Origin of the sequence: Bosea sp. RAC05, from assembly GCF_001713455.1 — a bacterium.
Classification (GTDB): Bacteria; Pseudomonadota; Alphaproteobacteria; order Rhizobiales; family Beijerinckiaceae; genus Allobosea.
Genome location: NZ_CP016464.1, coordinates 875,958 through 898,588 on the forward strand (window position 1 = coordinate 875,958; position 22,631 = coordinate 898,588).

Annotated in this window: 20 protein-coding genes and 1 pseudogene; 8 read left to right on the forward strand and 13 right to left on the reverse strand. The window is 66.3% G+C overall.

All coding sequences use genetic code 11. The features are described from left to right. Positions 1 to 14: 14 nt before the first annotated feature. Genes BSY19_RS07585 through BSY19_RS07600 form a run of 4 tightly spaced genes read right to left on the reverse strand, consistent with a single transcriptional unit; the run spans position 15 to position 4,691 of the window. On the reverse strand, positions 15 to 809 hold the full coding sequence (locus tag BSY19_RS07585; protein WP_069053621.1) for an inositol monophosphatase family protein: 795 nt from the start codon (positions 807 to 809) through the stop codon (positions 15 to 17). Continuing rightward, complete coding sequence (locus tag BSY19_RS07590) at positions 806 to 2,458, reverse strand: putative 2-aminoethylphosphonate ABC transporter permease subunit (RefSeq protein ID WP_171905101.1); 1,653 nt, start codon at positions 2,456 to 2,458, stop codon at positions 806 to 808. Before BSY19_RS07590 ends, BSY19_RS07585 begins: the two co-directional genes overlap by 4 nt. A 37-nt stretch (positions 2,459 to 2,495) precedes the next feature. Beyond that, positions 2,496 to 3,632: an ABC transporter ATP-binding protein gene (locus tag BSY19_RS28640; protein WP_083247470.1), complete on the reverse strand. Its 1,137-nt coding sequence runs from the start codon at positions 3,630 to 3,632 to the stop codon at positions 2,496 to 2,498. A 33-nt stretch (positions 3,633 to 3,665) separates the two neighbouring features. Next, positions 3,666 to 4,691 carry an extracellular solute-binding protein gene (locus BSY19_RS07600; protein ID WP_069053623.1) on the reverse strand — a complete coding sequence of 342 codons (1,026 nt, stop codon included), beginning with the start codon at positions 4,689 to 4,691 and terminating at the stop codon, positions 3,666 to 3,668. Positions 4,692 to 4,997: 306 nt separating this feature from the next. On the opposite strand from BSY19_RS07600, the gene BSY19_RS07605 reads away from it, so the two are divergent. From BSY19_RS07605 to BSY19_RS07620, 4 genes are all read left to right on the forward strand, one after another. Continuing rightward, positions 4,998 to 6,230: an aminotransferase class III-fold pyridoxal phosphate-dependent enzyme gene (locus tag BSY19_RS07605; protein ID WP_069053624.1), complete on the forward strand. Its 1,233-nt coding sequence runs from the start codon at positions 4,998 to 5,000 to the stop codon at positions 6,228 to 6,230. 93 nt (positions 6,231 to 6,323) lie between these two features. Next, positions 6,324 to 6,521 carry a hypothetical protein gene (locus BSY19_RS07610; protein WP_069053625.1) on the forward strand — a complete coding sequence of 66 codons (198 nt, stop codon included), beginning with the start codon at positions 6,324 to 6,326 and terminating at the stop codon, positions 6,519 to 6,521. A 361-nt stretch (positions 6,522 to 6,882) separates the two neighbouring features. Continuing rightward, positions 6,883 to 7,491 (forward strand): hypothetical protein, encoded by a 609-nt coding sequence (locus tag BSY19_RS07615; RefSeq protein WP_150129530.1) that lies wholly within the window; start codon positions 6,883 to 6,885, stop codon positions 7,489 to 7,491. A 347-nt stretch (positions 7,492 to 7,838) separates the two neighbouring features. Then, on the forward strand, positions 7,839 to 8,309 hold the full coding sequence (locus tag BSY19_RS07620) for a BLUF domain-containing protein (protein ID WP_069053627.1): 471 nt from the start codon (positions 7,839 to 7,841) through the stop codon (positions 8,307 to 8,309). 334 nt (positions 8,310 to 8,643) lie between these two features. On the opposite strand, the gene BSY19_RS26955 is transcribed toward BSY19_RS07620, so the two are convergent. The 4 genes from BSY19_RS26955 to BSY19_RS27465 form a co-directional block, all read right to left on the reverse strand. After that, positions 8,644 to 9,300 carry a 3'-5' exonuclease gene (locus BSY19_RS26955; RefSeq protein WP_171905102.1) on the reverse strand — a complete coding sequence of 219 codons (657 nt, stop codon included), beginning with the start codon at positions 9,298 to 9,300 and terminating at the stop codon, positions 8,644 to 8,646. A gap of 580 nt (positions 9,301 to 9,880) precedes the next feature. Beyond that, positions 9,881 to 10,609 (reverse strand): DUF4339 domain-containing protein, encoded by a 729-nt coding sequence (locus tag BSY19_RS07625; protein ID WP_083247472.1) that lies wholly within the window; start codon positions 10,607 to 10,609, stop codon positions 9,881 to 9,883. A 91-nt stretch (positions 10,610 to 10,700) separates the two neighbouring features. Next, on the reverse strand, positions 10,701 to 11,075 hold the full coding sequence (locus tag BSY19_RS07630) for a hypothetical protein (protein ID WP_150129531.1): 375 nt from the start codon (positions 11,073 to 11,075) through the stop codon (positions 10,701 to 10,703). A 66-nt stretch (positions 11,076 to 11,141) separates the two neighbouring features. Further along, entirely contained in the window at positions 11,142 to 12,077 is a 936-nt protein-coding gene (locus tag BSY19_RS27465) for a hypothetical protein (protein WP_150129532.1), read from the reverse strand. Positions 12,078 to 12,444: 367 nt separating this feature from the next. Between BSY19_RS27465 and BSY19_RS07640 the strand changes: the two genes are divergently transcribed. Next, positions 12,445 to 12,843: a hypothetical protein gene (locus tag BSY19_RS07640; RefSeq protein WP_069053630.1), complete on the forward strand. Its 399-nt coding sequence runs from the start codon at positions 12,445 to 12,447 to the stop codon at positions 12,841 to 12,843. Positions 12,844 to 13,073: 230 nt separating this feature from the next. Here the strand turns inward: BSY19_RS07640 and rtcR are convergent, their stop codons facing one another. Further along, positions 13,074 to 14,690: an RNA repair transcriptional activator RtcR gene (gene rtcR / locus BSY19_RS07645; protein ID WP_069053631.1), complete on the reverse strand. Its 1,617-nt coding sequence runs from the start codon at positions 14,688 to 14,690 to the stop codon at positions 13,074 to 13,076. A 383-nt stretch (positions 14,691 to 15,073) separates the two neighbouring features. Here rtcR and BSY19_RS07650 point away from each other — a divergent pair, with 383 nt between their 5' ends. Continuing rightward, positions 15,074 to 16,486 (forward strand): RtcB family protein, encoded by a 1,413-nt coding sequence (locus tag BSY19_RS07650; RefSeq protein WP_171905103.1) that lies wholly within the window; start codon positions 15,074 to 15,076, stop codon positions 16,484 to 16,486. A 360-nt stretch (positions 16,487 to 16,846) separates the two neighbouring features. On the opposite strand, the gene BSY19_RS07655 is transcribed toward BSY19_RS07650, so the two are convergent. Further along, the gene (locus tag BSY19_RS07655; protein ID WP_236840488.1) at positions 16,847 to 17,353 is read right to left on the reverse strand and encodes a hypothetical protein; all 507 of its coding nucleotides are present in this window, start codon (positions 17,351 to 17,353) and stop codon (positions 16,847 to 16,849) included. 29 nt (positions 17,354 to 17,382) lie between these two features. Next, positions 17,383 to 18,042 carry a class I SAM-dependent methyltransferase gene (locus tag BSY19_RS07660; RefSeq protein WP_069053633.1) on the reverse strand — a complete coding sequence of 220 codons (660 nt, stop codon included), beginning with the start codon at positions 18,040 to 18,042 and terminating at the stop codon, positions 17,383 to 17,385. A gap of 84 nt (positions 18,043 to 18,126) precedes the next feature. Here BSY19_RS07660 and BSY19_RS07665 point away from each other — a divergent pair, with 84 nt between their 5' ends. Both BSY19_RS07665 and BSY19_RS07670 read left to right on the forward strand, forming a co-directional pair. Next, positions 18,127 to 19,059, forward strand: coding sequence for a LysR family transcriptional regulator (locus BSY19_RS07665; protein WP_069053634.1), 933 nt, complete (start codon positions 18,127 to 18,129; stop codon positions 19,057 to 19,059). Positions 19,060 to 19,353: 294 nt separating this feature from the next. Further along, positions 19,354 to 21,546 carry a methyl-accepting chemotaxis protein gene (locus BSY19_RS07670; RefSeq protein WP_150129533.1) on the forward strand — a complete coding sequence of 731 codons (2,193 nt, stop codon included), beginning with the start codon at positions 19,354 to 19,356 and terminating at the stop codon, positions 21,544 to 21,546. A 561-nt stretch (positions 21,547 to 22,107) separates the two neighbouring features. Here the strand turns inward: BSY19_RS07670 and BSY19_RS28295 are convergent. Then, positions 22,108 to 22,259 (reverse strand): annotated as a pseudogene (locus BSY19_RS28295) (transposase); the annotation flags it as partial. A gap of 61 nt (positions 22,260 to 22,320) precedes the next feature. Continuing rightward, positions 22,321 to 22,443 (reverse strand): hypothetical protein, encoded by a 123-nt coding sequence (locus BSY19_RS28490; RefSeq protein WP_257785737.1) that lies wholly within the window; start codon positions 22,441 to 22,443, stop codon positions 22,321 to 22,323. Between the last annotated feature and the right edge of the window lie 188 nt (positions 22,444 to 22,631).

Genomic DNA, 22,631 nt, shown 5'->3' on the forward strand with positions numbered 1-22,631 from the left:
GTGGCCCTTGCCCTTCAGCCCCGCGGCCAATGCAGCGCGTCCAGCGTCGCCTCAAGCAGGGTCGGATCGCCCAGAGCCAACATGCCGTTGGCATGGAGAGCGTCCAAGCCGTCGAGCGCTCTGACGATGCCCCCTGCTCCCGCGACAAGTGGTATATGCGCGGCGATGTCGTAGATCTCGAACCCGCCCCAGCCGATCGCGATGTCGATATGCCCCTCCGCCAGCATCGCCAGCGAGAAGCAATCGCCGCCATAGACCAGCATGCGCACCGCCGCGCCGAGGCGCTCGACAGCGGCATGGGCAACGGGGTCCCGTGCGATCGACGAACTCACCCAGACCGTCGCATCGGACAGCGATGGGCACGCTCTCGTCCTGAGCGGAAAGATTCGGTTCTCCCGCCGACAGAAGGAGCGCTCGCCATCGCCCCAGTAGCGCTCGCGCAAGAACGGTTGATCGAGAAGGCCAAGGACGGCTTCGCCGTTCCTCAGCAAGGCGATCAAGGTGCCCCAGACGGGCTGGCCGGAGATGAAGGCTTTCGTGCCATCGATCGGGTCGATCACCCAGACATACTCGGCGTCGACGTTGTGGCGACCGAATTCCTCGCCGATGATGCCATGCTTCGGGTGGTGGGCCCCAATCAGTGCACGGATGGCGCGCTCTGCCGCCCGATCCGCCTCCGTGACGGGGTCGAAGCCGGAGGACGAGCCCTTGTCGGTGATAGCCGGCATGGCGCGATACCAGGGCAGGATCGCCGGGCCCGAGGCATCGGCGAGGCGATGAGCAAAACTGAGCAGGTCCGGCTCGGTCATGTCGTGCGCCGGCGCCAGCTCTGCGACCGCAGGACGAGACCACGCAGGACCATCTGGATCGCGGTCGCCACCATCGACATCGCCATGATCAGCACGGCGAAAGCCGCCGCCTGGCCGATGCGGCTGCCCTCGACGAGGTTGATGACCGCGATCGCGGCGACGCGCGTCTGCGCAGTGAACAGGAAGATCAGGGCCGACACCGTGGTCATGGCGTTGACGAAGAAGTAGCCGGCGACATCGACCAGTGTCGGCATGAGGACGGGAAAGTAGACCCGCCGCGCCGCGCCCGCCGGGCGCACGCGCAGGGCCTGCGCCGCCATGTCGATCTCGCGATCCAGCCGCTGCAGCTCGTTGACCGCCATCAGATGCGGCACAGTGTAGAAATGCGCGACCGTGCAGAGCATGATCAGGAGCATCGTGCCCTGCAGGCCATGCAGCGGGTTGGCCGGATTGTTGAAGAAGAAGACATAACCGAGCCCGAGCACGAGGCCTGGAACAGCGACAGGGACCATCGCGACCGCCTGCAAGCCGTTGCGAACGCCGCTCGCGCCGAGCTTGCGTGCGACGAGCCAGCCCGACAGTGCCACCATCGTCGTCCCGATCAGCGCGGTGCCTGCGGCAAGCACGAGCGAATTGCCGAGCGCGCGGAATTCGTCGTCGTCGGTGAAGAGCCGCTCATAATTCTGCAGGCCGAGCGTCAGGTTATAGGGCCAGAACCGCACCAGTGATCCATAGATCGCCATGCCGAGGATGGCGAGGATGGCGCAGGTCACCACAGCAGCGAATCCAAACAGCGCTGCGTCGCGCCAGACCAGCCGCTCGGGCTCGATAGGCACCGATTTCCCGGTGATCATCGAGCGCTGGCTGCGCCGCGCGAACCAGTCGATGCCATAGGCGATGACAGCCGGGAGCAGCAGCAGAACGCCGACGACCGCGCCCATCTCGAAATCGAAGCGGCCGATCACGAGCTTGTAGATGTCGGTGGCGAGCACATTGGTGGACCCGCCGACGACGCTGGGAATGCCGAAATCGGTGAAGACCAGGATGTAGACGATCGAGGCGGCACTGATGGCCGCGTAGCGGCAGGACGGGAGCGTCACCGTCATGAAGCGCCGCCAGGGACCGGCCTTCAGCGCACGCGCCGCCTCATAGTGGCGCTGGTCTCCGGCGGACAGCCCCGCACTGAGAATCAGAACCGCATGCGGGAACGCATAGAAGGCGCTCGCCATGACGATCCCGACCGGCCCGTAGAGGCTTTCCCCGAGAAGCCAGTGCTTCAGCCAGCCCTGGTTGCCGAACAGGAAAACCATTCCGAACGCCGGCAGCAGAGACGGGGCCAGCAGCGGCAGAAGCGCCATCAGCCGGAAGAAGCCCCGGCCCGGGATGCGCGTGCGCACCAGCGCGTAGGCATAGGGAAAGGCCAGCGCCATGACGATGACGGTGGAGATGGCCGACAGGCTCGCGGAATTCCAGGCGGCGACGGCCAGGCCGGGCTCGGTCGCATAGCGAATGAAGTTGTCGAGGCCGACGAAGCCGCCGTCCCGCGCCAGAAAGGCGCGGATCAGCAGGGCCGAAATCGGCAGGACGGTGATGATCCCGAGCAACAGCAACAGGACCGGCGGCAGCGCCGTCCCCGTCAGATCCGGCATGATCGGGCGGGAGCGCCTGTCCGCCGCGGTCGCAGCCTCAACCATGATCGTCGAGCAGGAAAAGCTGACTGGGGGCGACACCGAAGGTGACGTGATCGCCCGGTTCTGGCGGCGCGCCAAAACGAGGGAACGGCACCTCGGCCGTGATGGCCGGCGCGTCGGCCTCGTCCGGAAGCAGGGTCAGGCGCAGCCGATCCCCCAGAAACGCGGTCGCGGTCACACGGGCGCCGATTCCCGGCGAGGCCAGCTCCGCGGCATCACTCAACATGACGGCGGCGGGACGGAAGCAGACAAAGGTGCCGGGCTTCTCCGAGCCCAAAGGCTGAGCGAGCTGGAAAGAGAGCCCCTGGCTCTCGACGCGCGTCCCGGAGACAGACCTGACGGGCAGCGCGTTGATCTCACCCAGAATGCGCGCGACGAACAGGTTGGTCGGTCGATGGTAGAGTTCGGCGGGCGCGCCGACCTGCTCGATCCGCCCGGCATTCATCACCACGACGCGATCGGCGATGGACAGGGCTTCCTGCTGGTCGTGCGTGACCATGATGCTGGTGACGCCGACGCGCCGCTGCAACGCCCGCAACTCATCACGCAGACTGGCCCGGACATTGGCGTCGAGCGCCGAGAGCGGCTCATCGAGCAGGAGGAGCCCGGGCGACAAGGCGAGCGCACGCGCCAGGGCGACGCGCTGCTGCTGCCCCCCGGAGATCTGGCTGGGGTATTTCTGCGCGTGCCCCTCGAGGCCCACCAGCTCGAGCAGTTCGCGGATGCGGGTCGCGCGATCGGCGCGCGACATCGGCAGGATTTCGAGGCCGAACCCGACATTGCCCGCGACGGTGCGATTGGGAAACAGGGCGTAGGACTGGAAGACGATGCCGAAATCGCGCGCCTCCGGCGGGGCTGCGCTGATCTCCTGGCCGTCCTGCCGGATCGACCCGGCATCGGCGGTCTCGAACCCGGCGATCAGCCGCAGCAGCGTGGTCTTGCCACAGCCGGAGGGTCCGAGAATGCAGAGCAGTTCGCCGCGCATGACGTCGAGGCTCGCATCGTGCACCACGGTTGCGGTGCCGTAGCGCTTGGTCAGGCCCGACAGCGACAGGAAAGGGCGAGCGCTAGCGCTCGCCCCTGATGGCTGTGGTTTCGCGTCGACCGAAAGCGCGACTGTGGTCACCGTCATCGTCAGCTCTCTCGGACCGGCTGGCTTGGCGGATCAGGACCTGGGCGGAACCTTGACGCCGTAGCGCTTCTGCCATTCGGCCATGACGGCCTCGCGGCTGGCGGCGAGCTTGGCGAAGTCCATCGTCAGCAGCTTCGACTTCTCGTCCGCCGGATAGTTCTTGGGGAGGGACTGGATGTCGTCATAGGCCGTGATCGGCAGGAACTTCGCCGAGATCTCCGCCGCTTCGCGCGAGGAGATCCAGTCCGACATCGCCTTGGCGTCGGCGAGGTTCTTGGCGCCCTTGACGATGGCGGCCGCCTCGATTTCCCAGCCGAGGCCTTCGGAGGGCAGAATGATCTGGATCGGCGCGCCTTCGTTGATCGATTTCACGCCGGGTGTTGCATAGGAAATGCCGATGAGGGTCTCGCCGGACGCCGCTTGGCGGCAGGGCGCCGAGCCGGAATGGCCGTATTTCGAGACGTTCTCGTGCAGCTTGTCCATGAACTCCCAGCCGCCCTTCTCGCCGAAGACGGTGAGCCAGCCATTGACCGCCAGCAGCGCGGTGCCCGACGACAGCGGCGAGGGCATGGTGATCTGGCCCTTGTAGATCGGGTTCGTCAGATCCGCCCAGCTCTTCGGCGCGGGAATGTTCTTCTTGGCGGCCTCGACCGTGTTGAAGCAGAGCGACGACGCCCAGGCATCGATGCCCACCCACACCGGCTCGGCGCGGCCATCGCGCATCACCGGCGCCACCTTGTCGTAATGGGCCGGCTTGTAGGGTAGCAGCAGGCCTCGCGCATCGGCCGCCATCAGGGCGGAGACGGCGTTGCCCATGATGATGTCGGCCTGCGGCGACGCCGCCTCGGCGATGACGCGGGCGATGATCGGCGCGGTCGAGCCGAGGATCGCATTGACCTTCACCTGAGGATGCTTGGCCTCGAAGCCCTTGATCAGCGCCTTCGCCTGATCCTCGTCGAGGGAGGAGTAGACGGTCAGAGTGCGCTGCTGGGCCGAGGCCGCCACGGGCGCGAGAGCCACAAAACCCGCGATGCTCGCGGCCAGAACGTGCTTGAACATGTCAGCGCTTCCCCCAGACTCGCCATCTCATGATGACCTAGCGAAAGCGGATACGGCGCATGCACGACGTTTGCGTGACACCGGAACTCGCGGCCGGCCGGAGCCTCTCGTCCACAGACTGCGGCCGTTGCGGCTGTCGCCAAATGGTCGTCAAGCTCGCCTATGCCCACGCATGTCGGCAGCGCCACCATTGACCCCGATCCTGCGCGTGCCGCTGCCATCTTTGGCGAGGCCTGCGCCATTGCTTTGGCGCCGGCCGTTGCGCTGCGGGGGCAGGCTGGTGGTTTCGGCGGGAGGCGATGCGCGATGAGCGGGGATCTGGTTGCGCGCGATGCCGCCGCCTTCTTCCATCAGGATGGCTCCAGTCCCTGCGTCTCGGCCCTGCACGCGGTCGAGGGCGCCTGGCTGGAGGATGACACGGGCCGCCGCCTGCTCGACCTGCACGGCAACACCGCCCATCACATCGGCCATGCCCACCCCGAACTGATCGCCGCGCTGAAGGACCAGCTCGATACGCTGCCCTTCTCGCCACGACGCTTCACCAACGAGCCGGCGGTCGGGCTGGCGGAGACGCTGCTGTCGAAATGGCCGGGGGCGCCGGCCCGGGTCCTGTTCGCCACAGGCGGCTCGGATGCGATCGAGATCGCCCTCAAGCTCGCCCGCGTCGCGACCGGCAAGCCCGAGACGATCTCGATCGAAGGCTCCTATCACGGGCATGGCTTTGGCGCGTTCGGCCTGTCGCGCGCCGCGCCCGACGCGAGGCTGGGCCCTTTCCTGCCCGGTCGCCACCATGTCACGCCCTATTGGCATCCCGACAACGGCGCCCTGCGGATGGTCGCGGATGTCCAGCGGGCCCTGGAGTCGTCATCCCGGATCGGTGCGCTGATCGCCGAGCCGATCCGATCGAATGGCCACGTGCCGCCACCCTGGCTCTGGCCGCAGATCCGGCAGCTCTGCGACGCTCATGGCGTCCTGCTGATCTTCGACGAAATCCCCTCGGGCCTCGGCAAAACCGGCCGCTTCTTCGCCTTCGAGCATGTCGGCGCGACGCCCGACGCCGTGGTGCTCGGCAAGGCCCTCGGCGGCGGCATCCTGCCGATCGCCGCGGTGATCGCCGACGCGCGCCTCAACCTCGCGCCCGAGCTGTCGCTCGGCCACTACACCCATGAGAAGAACCCGATGACGACGCGGGCGGCGCTGACGACGATCGGAATCATCGAGCGACAGAACCTGGTCGCACGCGCCGCACGGCTCGAGGAGGAGATCCGGACGCGGGTCGCCCGTCTGCGGGAGGACAGCCCGCTGGTCGACCATGTCCGCGGCAAGGGCCTGCTGCTGGTGATCGGGCTCGATCCCGACCGCGTCGATGCCGCGCGATGGCCGATCGCCGCGATCATCGATCACCTGCGCGATCACGGCCTGTCGACGACAGCCAAGGATCGATCAAGCTTCGGCTTCTCGCCGCCGCTGACAATCAGTGACGCCGAACTCGACTGGGCGCTCGACCGTCTCGGCGAGGCAATGGCTTCGCCAGGATGATGGCCGTGCCGCTCAGCGCGAAATCGAAAGCGACGTAATGTGCGATACGCTGCGGGCTTACCGATGTGAGCACGGCAAGTCAGCGATTGCCGTGTGCGCAACCAGGCCCGCGCCGCCGAGCCGCGCTACCGCAGCTACGAGGATCGCGACCTGCGTGAGGCCGGCTACGGCCACCAGCGCCCGGTGCGCTTCGTCGAGGCCGAGGAAGACTGCTTCGAGAAGCCGATCAAGCGCTTCGACCGCTACTCCGGCGAGACCATCGTCGTCGGCTACAAGACCATCTGCCGCTGAGCGCGTGACGCAGCATCGGACCCCTGGCGAGCAGGCCAGGGGCTTTGGCTGTCGAGGGTGTGCGCGTTCGACTCTTGCGTGAGCCTGAGTGAACCCAGGCTGGAGGTGCGCCCGATGCTGCTCTTCCGCTATCTGTCGCGAACCGATGCGGTTTCAGTGCAGGGCGGACACTGGTTCGGCGGTCGCGCGACCGCTTAACCGGACGCGGCGACGCGGCGGATGCTGCGATGGCATCAGTCAGAGTTGGAGGGCAGCTCCCGCTTTGGCTCTTCGGGGGATGTCTCGCTGCAGATCTTCGCCTACGATCCCGCCGTCAGGGTGACCACGCCCTGAGCCTGCAATCCACGTCTAGGATGGGCTTGTGATGCGCAATCTGAACTATTCGGTCTGGCTCTTCGCCGCGGCCCTGCTGTCTCCCTCGGCGGCGGTCGCCGATCCCTGCCGGGAATCGCTCGTGAGAGAGATGAGCAGGCCGATGAAGGGCCAGGCCAGCAAGTCGACGATCACGACGGTGACCAGCGGCCAGAAGCCGATGATCAACTATCATTTCAGCAACGGCTCGGGCGATTGGCTGACGCAAGTGATCGACCCACCCGGAATGCCTTGGTCACTCGCGGTCGGCGATGTCCTATATGCATCATCGGACAAGGGTAAGACCTGGAAGAAGGTCCGCGAGCTGAACGATCCGGGGCACGATCCGGAAGTCGTCCTGAAGCAACAGGCCGACGTCGCGCGATCCGCGCAGAACATCGCCTGCGGTTTCGAGGAAATCGACGGCGTCCGCCTCGAGAAGTTCGAGGGCGATCTGGTCTATCCGCAGATGAACATGACCACCCGCCAGACGCTCTGGATTCATCCGGCGACGCGTCAGACCGTCAAAACGTTCAGCGTCATGCGCATGTCGGGCATGGAAACCGCTGTCACGCAGTCGATCGAATACCTGTCGGATCTGACGCTGCCCAAGCCATAGTGAACGCGATGCGAGCCGCAGTCGGCCCCCCCCCCCAACGTTTCCCAGGGGCATTCCCCTGTCCGGAGTGGCGCGGTCGTGCCGAACCGAGTTGTGATCGCGGTTGCAGCGCCGATCAGTGCCACAAGCTATTGTGGATACAGGAGAATTTGGGGCGCGCTTCCGGCGAAAACCCAGCTTCGGAGGGACCTGCTCCCTCGGCAAACTGCCTTGGAGAGGCAGTCTTCTTGCACAAGATCGCCCGACGAGTTGCGCATTGGGGCTCAGCCTGCTTCCATGAGCGACGCATTGTGTTGAGGAGATGCAATCACAGGGCGACACACCCTACGGTTGCCGGAGGGCCCGCCATGTTCGACGAATACGGTTTGCAACGGGTTTCCGAGTTGGACGATGCCCCGCAGCACACGCTTCGTCATTTCGTCTACTGCAGCCGTGCCGCTGACGGCGTTGACGACGCCGAGGTCGGTCGCATCGTTGAGTCTGCTCAACGCAGCAATCGCGCGCGTGGCATCACCGGCGTGCTGGTTTTTGGCGGTGGCGTCTTCTTCCAGTGGATCGAGGGGCCGCCCGCCCAGATCCAGAGTTTGATCGCGAGTCTGCATAGCGATCCGCGCCATTACGATATCGTCTCGCTGAGCCAGAGTGAGGAAAAGCGCGAGCGTCTGTATCCGAACTGGGAGATGGAGAGAGTAGGAGTCGAGGACATTCGCATGGTGCTGCAGGACGCGCTCGAAAGCGTCGAAGATGAGAACAGCGCCGCGGCGCTGAAGCGTATTCTCACTCACTTCGATTCTGCGCCGCTGCTTTCACTTGGATGAACTCGGCTCCGAGCGCGTGAGGGTCCCTCGGGGAACTCATCCGGTTCGAGCGAGGCGTCGAATGTCCATGTCGCCGGTCTAGGCGATCAGCCCAGGATCATCACATCGGTCGGGTTGCGGGAATAATCGACGGGCCACGATACTGACTTGGCAACTTGCACGCTCGGCCGTGTTTGATTTCAACCTTTGCAAAGGTCGCCAGCTGCGGTTTGGGCGAGGGTCTTGGTTGCTGGAAGTCAGATCGAATACAGCTGCCTGCTCCCGGTGCAATGACCTTTTCAGCCCAGGCCGGGTCGACGCTAACGATCGTCCAGGAGCGGGGGGGCTATGATCGTCAGTTCAAAATCGTTGGCGTGCCGCGTCCGGGCGCTCTACGTTTACCAAGCGATCCTGGGACAGAGCTACCTAATGTGGCCAGCCAATCATACGCTTCCGCAATCCTGATCCGCTGCAGCCGGTGCAGCACTTCTTGATCAAAGTGCTCGGCTCGACAGCGAGAGCGTGCGTTGGCGCAGATGCGATTGAAGAGATGGACCGTGACAAACGTATCGGCGCTCGCCCTATGAAGGCGACCAGGAGATGCAATGCCCATCTCGTCGATGAGACCGCCTAGTCGATAACTTCTCCGACCCGGGAACATGCGGCGAGCCAATAGCAGGGTGCATAAGGCGCGAACGGGCTGCCCATCGAGAAACTCGCTGGCCTCGTGTTCGTAAAACCGTCGATCGAAGCCTGCGTTGTGGCAAACGATAGGCGATGACCCGATGAAGGATGAGAGCTGACGCATCACGACCGCCGACGTAGGTGCGCCGCTGAGCATCGCGCTCGTTATGCCGGTGATCTGGGTGATCTCTGCCGGGACGCGGATGCCTGGGTCGACAAAGGAAAGCAGTTCATGGCCTGCTCGGCCGTCCACCACTTCGCGAGCTGACACCTCAATCACCCGCGCGCCCATCGCCGGGCTGAGTCCAGTCGTCTCGAAATCGAGCACGATAAAGCGTCCGCTTGGGAGGCTATTCAAGGTCGGACGCTCCGTGCCCACTTCATCGATTCGCAAGCAGGATATCACCCAGCGATGGTAGGCCGCGGGGATTTCTCTTCCGCGCTGGAGCCGACTACCACCCTGCATGTGGCGCGGTCGTGCCGAACCGCGTTGTGATCGCTGTTCCAGCGCCGATTTGCGCCTCAAACTATTGTGATTGCTAGAAAATTTAGAGGCGCTTTCGGCGAAAACCCAGCTTCGGAGGGCAACGCTCTATCCAGCTGAGCTACGGGCGCAATCCGTGGATGTTGGATAGCCGATCGCGCGGCGCGGGGCAACGAGGGAATTGCGGGCGCGGGCATGGCCCGAAGCGGCAGAGGTCACGGGATCGACCCACGTCGGGCGCGCCGCAGGTGCGGCGTTGGTAATGCCGTCCCTGCCGCGCCTCCGCTCATCGCCGGCTGCCGGGCGAGAGCATCGCTGTCGGCGCGCGACAGGATCCATCGCCGCCCGCTCCCGACCCGACGGAATCAGACAGGCCGCGATCAGCGAATCCCACTTCGAATCGGATCGCCCCTGCGGGCGTCCCTCAGCGTTCCTCTCTGGGCGTGATCAACATCCGGAACAGCACGCCGTCACCGAGCTCGCTGTTGATCTCGCGCATCGCGAAATACGGCGTCAGCACGAGCACCATCAGAAGGCTGGTCGCGGCCGCCTCCATCAGGCTTCCGTCCGCGAGTTCGGACATGATCGCCACCGGGGGCTTGCCATGGACCGTGCCGACAATGAGCTCCTCGATCACGGTGAGAATCATGAGGAGCGAGGCGAAGAGCAGCGCCTGCCAGGCGATGGCGCCGATCGGGCGGCCTTTGCGCCGGACGCGTTCGCCGACCCGCGCACCATGCAAGAGCAGCAGGAACTTGCCGAGCACGAGCGCCTTGATGGCCGCCAGCCCGAGGGGCGCGTAGGGCACGCCCGCTTGGGTCAGCACGGCCGTCTTGAAGAGAAGGATGGCGCCGAAGCAGACGTAGAGGTAGGCGGCGATCACCGCATAGGCGATGAGTTCGTGGCGGGCACGCTCGGCCAGGCTGGCATGGCGCTCCGCGCTCGCGGGAGCCGAGGGCGCAGGCGCACCGCCTGCCCCCGCGTCCACGCTGCGCAGGACCGCAACCTCGGCGGGCGTGCACCAGGCGCTGAAGCCGTCGGTCCAGACGAGAAGGTCTCCGTCCGGCTCCGCGGCCACCATGGCCTTGACCTCGTTCCGCGACATCGGCCCCACGACATCGCCGTGCCTTGCCACGAACCACTGGGAATCCATCGTCTCGCCCCGCTGCCCCGTCCGTCGGCACTGTCCGCCCTGCGCGATAGGGTGGCAAGGCCGGATTGACGCTTCGTCATCCCCGGGCCTTTCAGCCCGACAGCGCCGAACTGCGGGCCTCCCTCGGCTTCGTCCTCGGGCAAGACGTCACGGCAGCATCGACGAGCTCCATCAGCAACAGCGCGGTGCGCTCATCGCCCTGCAGCACGGTTCCGCCACCGACGCGGTCCGCGCGATCGGCCGCGTCGACAGCCTCCGAGAGGCGCTCGTCGGCCTCCGGCGGCAATGGGTTGCGGTTTAACGGCCAGGGAGAGACGTCGCGGGTCGGGATCAGGGGATCCGGGCATTCGATGGATCGACGCCATGCCTCGATGGCAAGGGCATGCAGCACGTTCGCGGCGCGCCCGATCGCCCCCCAGACGCAGGGCACGATCGAGCGCTGGCACCCAACCTTCAAGAACCGCATCCTGCCCAGAACCTCTGTTCCCGAGGCCCCGGACACGTCTCACATCATCTGACCACGCACACGGTTTCACCGCTTCGGCAGCGGTCGAGACGGTATCCTCTGATGATTCCCCGCCTGCGGCGGAGGCGGAAACCCAAAATCATGCCCCCCCGCGGGCGGCGCAAGCGGCAGAGGCTGATGGTGCCCCGGCAGCAGCGCAGCCGGAATCTGCTGGTGAGCCCCCTGCGTAAACGCGCGCTGCAGAGCGTGGACGATCGCATTCGCGAACTGATGCGTCATGCCCCGGACGCCGAAGAAGGGAACGTTCAGGCTGGACACAAACATGACCTGATGGTGGCCGGGTCCGAGGGCGTTTTTTTCCACCGCGAAGCCGACAAAGCCCTCCGGCTGCTCACGAAGGCGTTTCACGAGGATTTGGTGGGCAGCAGAATCGCGATATCGACGATTTGCAGTGGTGTTCGTGGGGGCCATTGTTAGAGCCCCAGGGACGGATGCCGAGGCTGCGATGCCGGGCACGCGATGCGAGCCTATGGTTGGTCTGGTTCGGCCAAGCCGAACACTCTGATTCTGCTGCATCGCCGGAAACACCAGCGCTTGTGTGGCAGCTCCGGCCATGTGCTCCAGCGCGGCGTTCGAATAATGATCGATCGGCGTCAGGTCGCGTTCATGAAATAGCGGCCCCTGATATTTACGGGCATTTCGGGCTGGAACAAGCGGGCACAGGAACACTTTCCCCGTGGCCATGTGGACGACCCCTGTATAGGCGACACGCTCTTGCCCGATGGCAGCCGGCTGCGGCGGCGCTGCACGATGCGGACTGCCATGGGGCAAGAATCGATGGGCGGGTGCGCGGGCGGCTGCGTTCGCGGGCGGGTCAGGGACCCTTTCGCGGAACGCGACGATGGAGGCGATGTCCAGCCTGAGCCGGGGAACGGTGGGCAGCGGGGGGCCGTTTCCGTTTAGGACAAGCGGTGTCTGTTCCGGCGTGAATATATCGGGCATCTTGGACATCCTGAACTTGGGAGGGTCTGTCGCAGGGGAATGCTAGATTTATTTAATATAGCTGGACGGTTTTACGAACGCGACCAATTGATTCAACGAAGGTGGCCCCGATGTCATCTCTGTTCTGCTGATGGGCGTCAGAGCCCTGCGCCCGGTGTGAGGCCATAGGACCTCAATCAGGGGGGCGGCTCAGTTCCGGGGGGAACAGGCCGGATTCCTGCGCAGAGCGGGCTCGATTGGTCTGAACAGTCGGGGCTGTCGCCAACTGGATTTCGCCCTGTTCCCGCCGGAACAGTGCACCGATGCGCCCGACTCTAGGGTCAATTCATCGGCGAACGGATCGCCGCCCCGCCAGAGGATGAGCGTCATGACCCAGAGCTTCACCAAGGTTTGCAGCAAGACCGTCGCCGCCGCCCTGACCGTCGCCCTGATCAGCGGTTCCTTCGTCTCCGGCGCCTCGGCCTCCGACCGCGGCTTCGAGGTCAAGCCGGTCAAGCAGCACAGCCGCAAGACGGCCGTCGCCGGGGCCCTGCTCGGCCTCACCGGCGCCCTCATCGGCGCGGCGATCGTCAGCAACCAGGCCCGCGCCGCCGAGCCCCGCTACCGCAGCTTCCATGACCGCGACCAGCGTCACGCGGACTATGGCCACCAGCGCCCGGTGCGCTTCGTCGAGGCCGAGGAGGACTGCTTCGAGAAGCCGATCAAGCGCTTCGATCGCTACTCCGGCGAGACCATCATCGTCGGCTACAAGACCATCTGCCGCTGAACGCGTGACGCAGCACCAGGCCCCTGGCGAGCACGCCAGGGGCTTTGCTTTTTGGGCCGGTGTCGCATGTCCGCAGCCCGTCCGCAGGAGGCCCGAATGATGTCCGTGTCGCGCCCCCGCCGGACCGAGGGTCCGACGGTGAACCTTGGCGGGTCGAGCCGCCGTGGTCGATGGGAACGCGGTGGCGAGCCGATGCCCGTCACGAAGCCCGGCGTCGGCAGGCAACGCGTTCATCGCTCTCCTGGAGCATCCGAGAGATCCTCGAACCTCAGCTGGAAGCGTGCGAGGTATTTGCGCAGCCTGTCGGCGTCATTGCCGCTCGTCTTGGCCGTGCGCGAGACCGAGAAGAGCATCCGCCCGGCGGCGCTCAGCGAGCGGCTCTCGCGGCAGACGGCGACGACCGCGGCCAGTTGGGCCCGGTCGAACAGATCGATCTGCTCGATCCGTTCGCTTCCAAGAAGATTGGTCAGCAGCCGCTCGGGGCCAGCTACCTCGGCACGATCTGCGTGCCAGCGTTTCATAAGCCGGCTAATTTCATCGCGCACCGTCACCTCGTTGATGCGCCCCTGCGGAGCCAGGGTCGCCATGCGCGTGATCGAGGCCGAAAGGTCGCGGAAATTGGCAGGCCATGGCGCATCGGGGGCGACGGCAAAGGCGAGATAGAGTTCGCGGGCTTCCTTGTTGAAGGTGGCGTTCTGTCGCTCCCGCTCGGCAAAGCGCCGCAGTTCGAAATCGAGGTTCGGTTCGATATCCTCCTTCCGCTCGCGCAGAGCCGGCAGGCGGAAGGTCCAGAGGTTGAGGCGCGCGAACAGGTCCTCGCGAAACGAGCCCTCTCGGACACGCTGAGACAGGTCGCGATTGGTGCCGGCGATCAGCTGGAAGTCGGAGCTGCGGTCCCGGTCGGAGCCCATGGGCAGGAAGCGCTTCTCCTCGATCGCACGCAGGCACATCGCCTGTTCGTCGAGGCCGAGTTCGCCGATCTCGTCGAGGAACAGCACGCCCTTGTCGGCTGCTTTCATCAGGCCCGGCCGGTCGCTCTGGGCGCCGGTGAAGGCGCCCTTTACGTGGCCGAACAGGGTCGACATGGCCTGGTCGCCGCGCAGCGTCGCGCAGTTCACCTCGACGAAGGCGCCCGAGACCTGGTGCTGGGCCTTCTTCAACTCGTAGATTCGCCGGGCGAGCTGCGATTTGCCGGCCCCGGTCGGGCCGGTCAGGAGAACCGGCGCGCGCGAACGGATCGCGACGCGCTCGATCTGGTCGATCATCGCATTGAAGACCGGGCTTCTCGTGGCGATGCCCGATTTCAGGAACGAGGTCGCCTCATCATGCTCGGCAGCAAAGCGCGTCGCGATGGCGTCGTAGCGTGACAGGTCGAGATCAATGATGGAGTGCCCGCCGGAGACATCGTCGCCGGTCGGGCGCCCGCGCGGCGGCGACAGCTGGAGCAGGCGCCCGGGGATGAAATGCGCTTCCGTCAGCAGGAACCAGCAGATCTGAGCGACATGGGTGCCGGTGGTAATGTTGACCAGATAGTCCTCGCGGTCGGGATCGAAGGCATAGGTCCGGGCGAACTCCCGCAGTCTTGTATAGACCTCGCTGAAATCCCAGGGGTCCTTCATCTCGACGAGATGCCGCCGAACCTCGGTCGCGGGCGACACCGTTTCGATATCGGCGATGATCTCCCGGGCGAGGCCCTCGGACTTGCGACCATGGATCAGTTCCAGCCGGTCGATGAACAGCCCCTGCTGCTGGCACAGCGCGATCGTCGGCCGCCAGCGCTTCCAGCGCTCGCCGCGGCCGGCATCGAGCGTGGTTCCCAGAATGCTGATGGCAACGCGGCGGCGCATGGTTCAGGCCTATCTAAAAATCTATTTAAGTATCCTACAGGATATAATCTTCACAGGACAGTACCGGCTCACATGACGGGTCATCATGCGACGACCTAGAATTAATCGCGTTATATCAGAGAGTTGCGCGAAATTTTTGCCCCGCAGTCGTTGTCTGCCGCTTGTTGGCACGGAGCCTGTACTGTGTGTCCGGCGACGCCGAGCTCGAGCTTGAGCTCCGATGCATCGGCGATCACGCAGCAGGCCCCCGGCGGCAATCCGGCCGCCGGGGTTTCGGGTATCGAATGAAGAACTGTGCCTGCGAGTGCGACTGGAAGCACCGCCGCGGCCAAGCCGCGGAAGCCCCCTTGTGACGGGTGCATAGGGCCGGAAAGAGAGACGAGATGACTGAGGTTCTGAGCGGGCAGGATTTGATCGATGCCGGCGTCAAGCAGGGCAAGTGGTTCGGCCGCGCTCTGGCTGCGGGCAACGCGCTGCTGGACAAGGGCGGCTCCTTCGAGGAGGCGATCGCCGTGGCGCGCGGCTTCGCGCCGCCCCCGCCCGCGCTGCCGCACGCCTCCGGTACGGTGCCCTTCCACCTCAACATCGCGGCGGAGACGCCTGATGAGCAGGCCAACATCGACTCGGTCGTGCTGACCATGACCGAACTGATGCGCACGCCCGTCGTGCGGGCGGGCGCGGTGATGCCCGATGCCTGCCCCGCCGGGCCGGTTGGCACGATTCCCGTCGGCGGCGTCGCGGTCTCCGAGGGCATCCATCCCGGCATGCATTCGGCCGACATCTGCTGTTCGATGGCGATCTCGCTGTTTCCCGGTGTCGCTCCGGCGGCGCTGCTGGACGCCGTCCATGCGGTGACGCATTTCGGTCCCGGCGGCCGGCCGCGCGGACAGCAGATGCGGCCGCCTGCGGAGGTGATGGCGCGCTTCGAAGCCAACCCGCTGCTGCGCGACATTCCGAGCATGGCGATCGAGCATTTCGGCACGCAGGGCGACGGCAACCACTTCGCCTATGTCGGGACGTTGAAGTCGAGCGGCGTGACGGCACTGGTCACGCATCATGGCTCGCGCGGTCCTGGCGCGCGGCTCTACGGCAAGGGCATGCGGGTGGCGGAGGATTTCCGGCGCCTGCTGTCGCCGGAGACCGCGCCGCAGAACGCCTGGATTCCCGCCGATACGCGCGAGGCGGACGAATACTGGGATGCGCTGCAGGCCATTCGCGAATGGACCAAGCACAACCATGTCGTCATCCACGACATGGCGGCCGAGCGGCTGTCGGCGAAGGTGTCGGATCGGTTCTGGAACGAGCACAACTTCGTCTTCCGGCGCTCGGACGGGCTGTTCTACCACGGCAAGGGCGCGACTCCGGCCTTCGACAACTGGGCCGGAGACGCGACCGATCTGACGCTGATTCCGCTGAACATGGCGGAACCGGTGCTGATCGTCCGTGGGAAGAACGCCGCCAACGGGCTGGGCTTCTCGCCGCATGGCGCAGGCCGCAACCTCTCCCGCACCCGCCACAAGCGGATGCAGGAGGGTCGCACCGACGCGGAGATCCTGGCGGCGGAGACGCAGGGGATCGACGCGCGCTTCTTCTCGGGGGTGACCGATATCTCGGAACTGCCGAGCGCCTACAAGAGCGCGGCCTCGGTGCGCCGGCAGATCGAGCATTACGGCCTGGCGGAGGTCGTCGACGAGGTGCTGCCTTTTGGATGCATCATGGCTGGCGACTGGGAAAAGGAGGCGCCCTGGCGCAAGAAGAAGCAGCGGCGGCAGGAGCAGGGGACCGGCCGTCCCTGACACTCCCGGCGACATCAGGGGGTGAGATCGCGCCGCGGCGCCGACGGCGTCGCCGCGCTTCTGTGCGCGCCGTGCCCGCGTTGGGCCTCCGGTCGCCAGCAGGCGCGCAAGCCCGGTTCGCGCTCGGCGCGTCGTTGAGGTCAAAGGAACAGATCGGAGTCGTTGGGCTGCGAAACCGAGCGTCGGAGGGCAGCGCTCCATCCAGCTGAGCGACGGGCGCAATCCGTGGATGCTGGATGGCCAACCGCGCGGCGGTGAGGACTTGTGGCGGTGCCGGGCGCGTGGCGGCAAAAGTCACGCGTCCGACCCGTGTCGGGCGCGGCCGCGATGGCGGCTTGGCGCTGGCCGTGTCCCCCGCGATCAGTTGCGGGCCGCCGAGACGACCCTGCACAGGGAGCGGCGCACGGTTGCCGCATCGGCGATTTGTCCGGCCTGGATCATGAAGACGGCATCCACCCGCGTGCCCTTGCCCGCCGGGCGCGCCGAAAGGCGCAGCGTTTGCGGGCGGCCGGATCCGGAGGTTTCCTGAAAGGCCGTCAGCGCACCGGCCGCACGGTCGACGCTGACGCGGATGAAGCCTTCGGCCAGCATGGCGGCCCGCAGGCTGTTGATCGCCTGGCCCCTGTCGACGCCGGCAAAGGTCTGGGACGTCCGAAAATTCAGGGCGGTGAGCATGGGCGTTCCCTCGACCTCGAAGTTGCTCTCGCAGGTCTGGGCCATGAGAGGCGTGGCGCTGAACAGGAAGCCGAACGCGGCCGCGGAAATCAGACTCTTCATTTTGGGTCCTTGGCTGTCTTCACGCGCGGATTGCGCAATCAGGGTCTCCGCGGCGTCGCTGGCCGCGGGCCTGTGGAGGAAAGGAACCACCCCTCGCCAACCGGGCGGGGCGGCCGGGACTAAAGCCGCGCCTTGCGGGCCGCGATGAAGATCCTGAAGTCCTTTGGGCCTGAGCCATGCCGGGCCTTGTCGGTGATCGAAAAACCGCGGTCGGCCACCTCGCTCGCCAGATCGTCTGCGGTGAAGAACGACAGATAGGGCGCCTTGCCGATGAGCCGCATCAGCGGAATCGCGAACCGAATGACGGCGTTCATCTCGGACAGGCAGGGCGTCTTGGTGATGAACAGGCCGCCTGGCCTGAGAACGCGGCCGACGGATTGAAACAGGGTGGGCCGGTCCTGGATCAGGTGCAGGAGATTGAAGGCCAGCACCGCGTCGAACTGCTGGTCAGGCCACGGTTCGCATCGTTCGTCCGTGACCATGAACGTTGCGTTGGTGCACCCCGCCGCGGCTTGGCGCGCCTGGGCAAGGGTAATCATCTCGCGCGAGATGTCCGTGGCGGTGATATGGCCGACATCAGGCGCGAGCTTCAAGGCGGTGCTGCCGGTGCCGCAACCGATCTCGAGCACGGTCGCCGAGCGATCGAGCAGCTCCCGCGTCCGGGCGAGGGTGCGCTCGTAGCCCGGCAGGTCCTTGATCCGGCTTTTCGCATAGCTGGGGGCGGCGCGGTTCCAGAAGGCCGCCTCTCTGATCGCATGGCTGTCGGCAGTGGTCGGCACGGTTTGCTCCCTCGACGCCCCGCATTAGCACGCGTCGCGATATGTGAATTTGACTTGTTTTGAAGATCGCATATTCGAAAACGCATGAACGTCGTCGACTGGAATATGGTTCGGGCATTCCGCGCCACGGCCGAGGCCGGGTCGCTCTCGGCGGCGTCGCGCCAGCTGGGTTTGAGCCAGCCGACCCTGTCGCGGCAGGTCGCGGCCCTCGAGGAGCAACTGGCCGTGACCCTGTTCGAGCGGGTTGGCAAGCGGCTCGTCCTGACGGCTGGCGGGGCCGGCATGCTGGAGCATGCCCGTCAGATGGCCGCTGCCGCCGACGCGCTCGCGCTCACGGCTGCGGGACAATCGTCTGATGTTGCGGGCCGCGTCAGCCTGTCGGTTACCGATGCGATCGCGACGCATGTCATGCCGGACATCGTCGCGCGCCTGCGCGAGGAGGTCCCTCAGATCACCATCGTCGTGACGGCGACCGATGCGCTCAGCGATCTCCGGCGACGGGAGGCCGACATCGCCATTCGCCATGTGCGCCCGACGGAACCCGAACTGATCGGCCGTCTCATCGGCGAGCTGACCGCCCATCTCTATGCGTCCGAGAGCTGGGTCGCCCGTCATGGCGTGCCGCAGTCCGTGGCGGACCTCAGGGGGGCGACCCTGCTGGCGTTCGATCCGGTCGAGCGCTTCGTTGCCCATATGGAGATGCTGGGGCTGACATTCGGACTGGAGCAGTGCCGGGTCGTCTCCAACAGTGCGCTGGCGCTATGGGAGATGACGCGCCGGGGGCTCGGGGTCGGCGTGGTCCTCGATGTCGCGGCCGCGCGCACGCCTGGGCTGGTGGCGCTTCTGCCGGACATCCGGAGAACGCCCGTGCCGATCTGGCTGGTGACGCATCGCGAGGTGCAGACCAGCCGTCGCATCCGCCTGGTCTACGATATCCTCGCCGAGGAGCTGCGCCGGCTGGTCGTGGTGGGGGCGGCGCTGAGCGAGGCGCCGGGAGTCGCAGGCAAGCCCGCCTGAGGGATCCGGGACGCGTTGAGCTGGAGCTGGACCACGCTCGCAGACGTTCCGCGGAGACATTCCGTGCCCCTGAGGGGGCCCATACAGCGTTTCCGCACGTTCTGGACAATACGCGCGGGAGGCGGCGTCGAGTGGTCGCCATGTATTCCCGGCTGTAATGCCAAGCTGTCTCCCAGACGGCCACCGATGCGCGTGGCACGTGTAGCCCAGCGACGTCTGTCGCATGACGCTGCGTAAAGCTTGTTAACGCTCATGCTGTAACCGGTTGCTTGCTATTCCGGGAGGATACGAAAAGTGCCGAAATTCCAGTCTTTGGGCGCCAAGGCGGCAGGCCTGGTCGTCGCGTTGTGCGTGGCGTGCTGCGCCGTGCTTCTGGTGCTGTCGCATTTCGCGCTGAGGGCTGATGCCGATCTCGACATGTCGAAGGACGCCCTGGCGGCCCGCGGTCGCGCCGAGGACGTGCTGGCCAAGATCGGCCATCGGGTCGAAACCTATGCCTCGATCTACGCCACGCATCCCGAGGTCGTGGCGGCCGTGCAGAGCGGCGACAAGGCCAGGCTGCGCGAGACCTTCGTACGTCTCTTCGGCCAGATCAAGCAGCTCGACCCCGTCATCGGCACGCTGGAAGTTACCGACGCGAAGGGCGTCGTCATCATGCGCGGCCACAACCCCAACAGTGCCGGCGACGACAAGAGCAAGGACCCGTTGGTCAGCCGCGCGATCGGGGGCCAGTCGGCCAGCGGCCTTGCGGTTTCCGCCTCGTCGGGAGAAGTGGCCACCGAATCGGTCCAGCCGATCAATCTCGGCGGGCAGCGCCTTGGCACGCTGAAACTCGGCTCGCGCTTCAGGGCCGACACGGCCGCCGAGATCAAGCGGCTGACCGGTGCCGAGGCCATTATGATCTACAAGGGCAAGGTCAATGCCGCGACGCTGCCGGACATGACATCCTTCGCCATCCCCGACGGGGCCCTGGCGGCGGACGCCACCGCCACGATGAACCTGAGCGGGCGCGCATTCGAGGTGTCGGGCCTGTCGCTTCCCATCGCGGGCGCCGACCCCCTCACCGTCGTGACCCTGTCCGATCGCGGGCCGCGGCGTGCGGCCCTGGTCGCCTTCGAGCTCAGCCTCGCCGGCAAGGCGCTGCTCCTGCTGCTGGTTCTGGTGCCGCTAGTCGCGCTGATCTCGCGCCGCAGCGTCCGCTCGATCGAGCAGCTGACCGGCGTGATGAAAGCCCTGACCGCGGGCCGTCTCGATGTCGCCGTGCCGCATCAGGACCGCAAGGACGAGATCGGGGCGATGGCGGTGGCGATCGGGGTGTTCAGGGAGAACGCCGATCGCGTTCGCGCCCTGGAGGCCGATGAAAGGCTCACCGCGGCGGAACGCAGTGCGCGGGCCGAGGCGATGGCCCAGGTCGTCGCCCAGGTCGGTGCCGTCGTCGAGCGCGCCGCGAGGGGGGATTTCAGCGGCCGCGTCGCGGCCGGCGCGGTCGGGCCCGATCTGCAGACGCTCGTCGAGAGCGTCAACCTGATCAACCAGGTGATCGACCGGGCGACGGACGAGTTCGCGACCGTGCTGGACGCGGTCGCCGAGGGCGATCTCACGCAGGAGGTCGAGACGGCCTATGAAGGCCGGCTGGGCGACCTGCAGCGCGCGATCAACGGCACCGTCCACAAGCTGGGCGCGACCGTCGCCACGATCCAGGCGACGGCGGCACAGATCGGCCTGTCGGCCCGTGAGATCACCACCGGTGCCAACGACCTGTCGCAGCGCACCGAACAGCAGGCCGCTTCGCTGGAGGAGACGGCCGCGACGACCGAGCAGCTCGCAGCCTCGGTCAAGCACAGCGCGACGGCCTCGCGTCGCAGCGTGGCGCTGGCGGAGCAGACGACGTCGATCGCAGGGCAGGGCGGCGCTATCGTCGCCGACGCGGTCGACGCCATGGCGCGCATCGAGCAGTCGAGCGGCAAGATCGCCGAGATCACCACGGTCATCGACGGCATCGCCTTCCAGACCAATCTGCTGGCCCTGAATGCGGCCGTCGAGGCGGCGCGGGCGGGCGAGGCTGGCAAGGGCTTCGCCGTCGTGGCCTCGGAGGTCCGCACGCTGGCACAGCGCTCGGGCGAGGCGGCGCGCGACATCAAGCTGCTGATCGCCAGCTCGGGCGCGGAGGTCACGCAAGGGGTGGCGCTGGTGCGCTCCACCGGCGAGGTGCTGACCAACATCGTCGCCTCGGCGGGCGACCTCTCGGGGCAGATCACCCAGATCGCCGCCGCCAGCGGCGAGCAGTCGATCGGCATCGACGCCATGGCGCAGGTCGTGGCGCAGATGGACGAGATGACCCAGCAGAACGCGTCCCTGTCGGAGCAGAGCGCCGCGTCGGCGATATCCCTGTCCGAGCAGATCGACCGGCTGAACCAGATGGTGGACGGCTTCCGGACGCGCGATCGCGCGGCGGCGCGGCCGACTCCGTTTCGGGCCGCCGCCTGAGGGCGAAGGGCGGCGCGGCGGCGGCCTCACCGCCCCGCCGCGGCGCACGCCAGGCTGAGCGCCAGCAGGCGGGCGAGCGCCTCGTCGGCGATGTCCGCCGGCCGGCCCATGAAAAGGCTGCGAGCGCGCGATCGAGTTCTTCGTGCAGCGCTGCCTGCCGGCCGCTGCTGGTTTAGAGATTGGTCGGCGTTCGTTCCCTGATCTTGACCGCGGCCTCCGCATTCTTCGGCAGCATGCGGTCGGGGTCGCGGAGCGGCTCCTCGCCCGGCGCGGCGGTGGCACGATCTCGACCAGATCGGGCGGGTAGAGCCAGGCCTGGCGCTTCTCGTCGAGTGCCTTGGCGTCGTCGCGATGACGATGGCTGGGCGTCAGCGCGGGGCAACGTGGGAACTGCGATATAGCGAGGTCTCTACAGGCAGTAGAGCTGGCTCGGCGGGTCTGAACAGTTTGGGGGCCGATTTCTGCACGAACGCAGCTGGTCGCTCGTATGCAGCGTCTTCACATGAAGCACGGGACCTGCGAACTCCGACTTCGCTTCGGTCTCAGAGAAGCCGGCCGCCCTTCAAGAAGCTGCCTTCGCCACGGCGTGATCTGGTTGGGGGGACGTCGAACTGCTGAGCTCGGGCGGCTAGCGTCTTCTCGCCATTGGTCGGCGCCCGCGCGATCGTCGCCTTGAAAGCCGGGCTGTGGTTCCGGCAAACGCGTCCCGTCATATCCGCTTCTGTTCACGACAGTCGTGCCGCGCTCAGGCCGAGATTCCACCTGCGCCGGCTGTCAAGATTTCCCGAGCCAGCTCTGGATCGCGCTCATCACATGGCTCCAGTCCGTGCCCTTGCCGATCGCGAGCCCAGTGAGCACGCCGAGCCCCACGAGCGTCAGAATCTTGAAGGTTCTCATGAGTCAGGTCCATCTCGGTGTGAAGGCGTTACGTCCAGGCTTGTGCCCGCCTGCCCCTCGCGGAGTCAGCTCTCAGGCCTGGTCCTACGGGGCGCAGCTTGCCCTATCCACCGACGCCTTCGCACAGCGACGACTGATCGTCGATCATGAGAAGACCCGGGCTCTCGATGGATCGACGCCGTGGCCCG

What these genes read in the sequence shown, in the direction of transcription:
- BSY19_RS07665 (WP_069053634.1), top strand. Translation starts at nt 18,127, where the DNA reads ATGAACGTCGTCGACTGGAATATGGTTCGGGCATTCCGCGCCACGGCC.
- BSY19_RS07630 (WP_150129531.1), bottom strand. Translation starts at nt 11,075, where the DNA reads ATGCGGTTCTTGAAGGTTGGGTGCCAGCGCTCGATCGTGCCCTGCGTC.
- rtcR (WP_069053631.1), bottom strand. Translation starts at nt 14,690, where the DNA reads ATGCGCCGCCGCGTTGCCATCAGCATTCTGGGAACCACGCTCGATGCC.
- BSY19_RS07585 (WP_069053621.1), bottom strand. Translation starts at nt 809, where the DNA reads ATGACCGAGCCGGACCTGCTCAGTTTTGCTCATCGCCTCGCCGATGCC.
- BSY19_RS07640 (WP_069053630.1), top strand. Translation starts at nt 12,445, where the DNA reads ATGACCCAGAGCTTCACCAAGGTTTGCAGCAAGACCGTCGCCGCCGCC.
- BSY19_RS07605 (WP_069053624.1), top strand. Translation starts at nt 4,998, where the DNA reads ATGAGCGGGGATCTGGTTGCGCGCGATGCCGCCGCCTTCTTCCATCAG.
- BSY19_RS07600 (WP_069053623.1), bottom strand. Translation starts at nt 4,691, where the DNA reads ATGTTCAAGCACGTTCTGGCCGCGAGCATCGCGGGTTTTGTGGCTCTC.
- BSY19_RS28640 (WP_083247470.1), bottom strand. Translation starts at nt 3,632, where the DNA reads ATGACGGTGACCACAGTCGCGCTTTCGGTCGACGCGAAACCACAGCCA.
- BSY19_RS27465 (WP_150129532.1), bottom strand. Translation starts at nt 12,077, where the DNA reads ATGCCCGATATATTCACGCCGGAACAGACACCGCTTGTCCTAAACGGA.
- BSY19_RS07620 (WP_069053627.1), top strand. Translation starts at nt 7,839, where the DNA reads ATGTTCGACGAATACGGTTTGCAACGGGTTTCCGAGTTGGACGATGCC.
- BSY19_RS07625 (WP_083247472.1), bottom strand. Translation starts at nt 10,609, where the DNA reads ATGGATTCCCAGTGGTTCGTGGCAAGGCACGGCGATGTCGTGGGGCCG.
- BSY19_RS28490 (WP_257785737.1), bottom strand. Translation starts at nt 22,443, where the DNA reads ATGAGAACCTTCAAGATTCTGACGCTCGTGGGGCTCGGCGTGCTCACT.
- BSY19_RS07590 (WP_171905101.1), bottom strand. Translation starts at nt 2,458, where the DNA reads ATGCCGGATCTGACGGGGACGGCGCTGCCGCCGGTCCTGTTGCTGTTG.
- BSY19_RS07650 (WP_171905103.1), top strand. Translation starts at nt 15,074, where the DNA reads ATGACTGAGGTTCTGAGCGGGCAGGATTTGATCGATGCCGGCGTCAAG.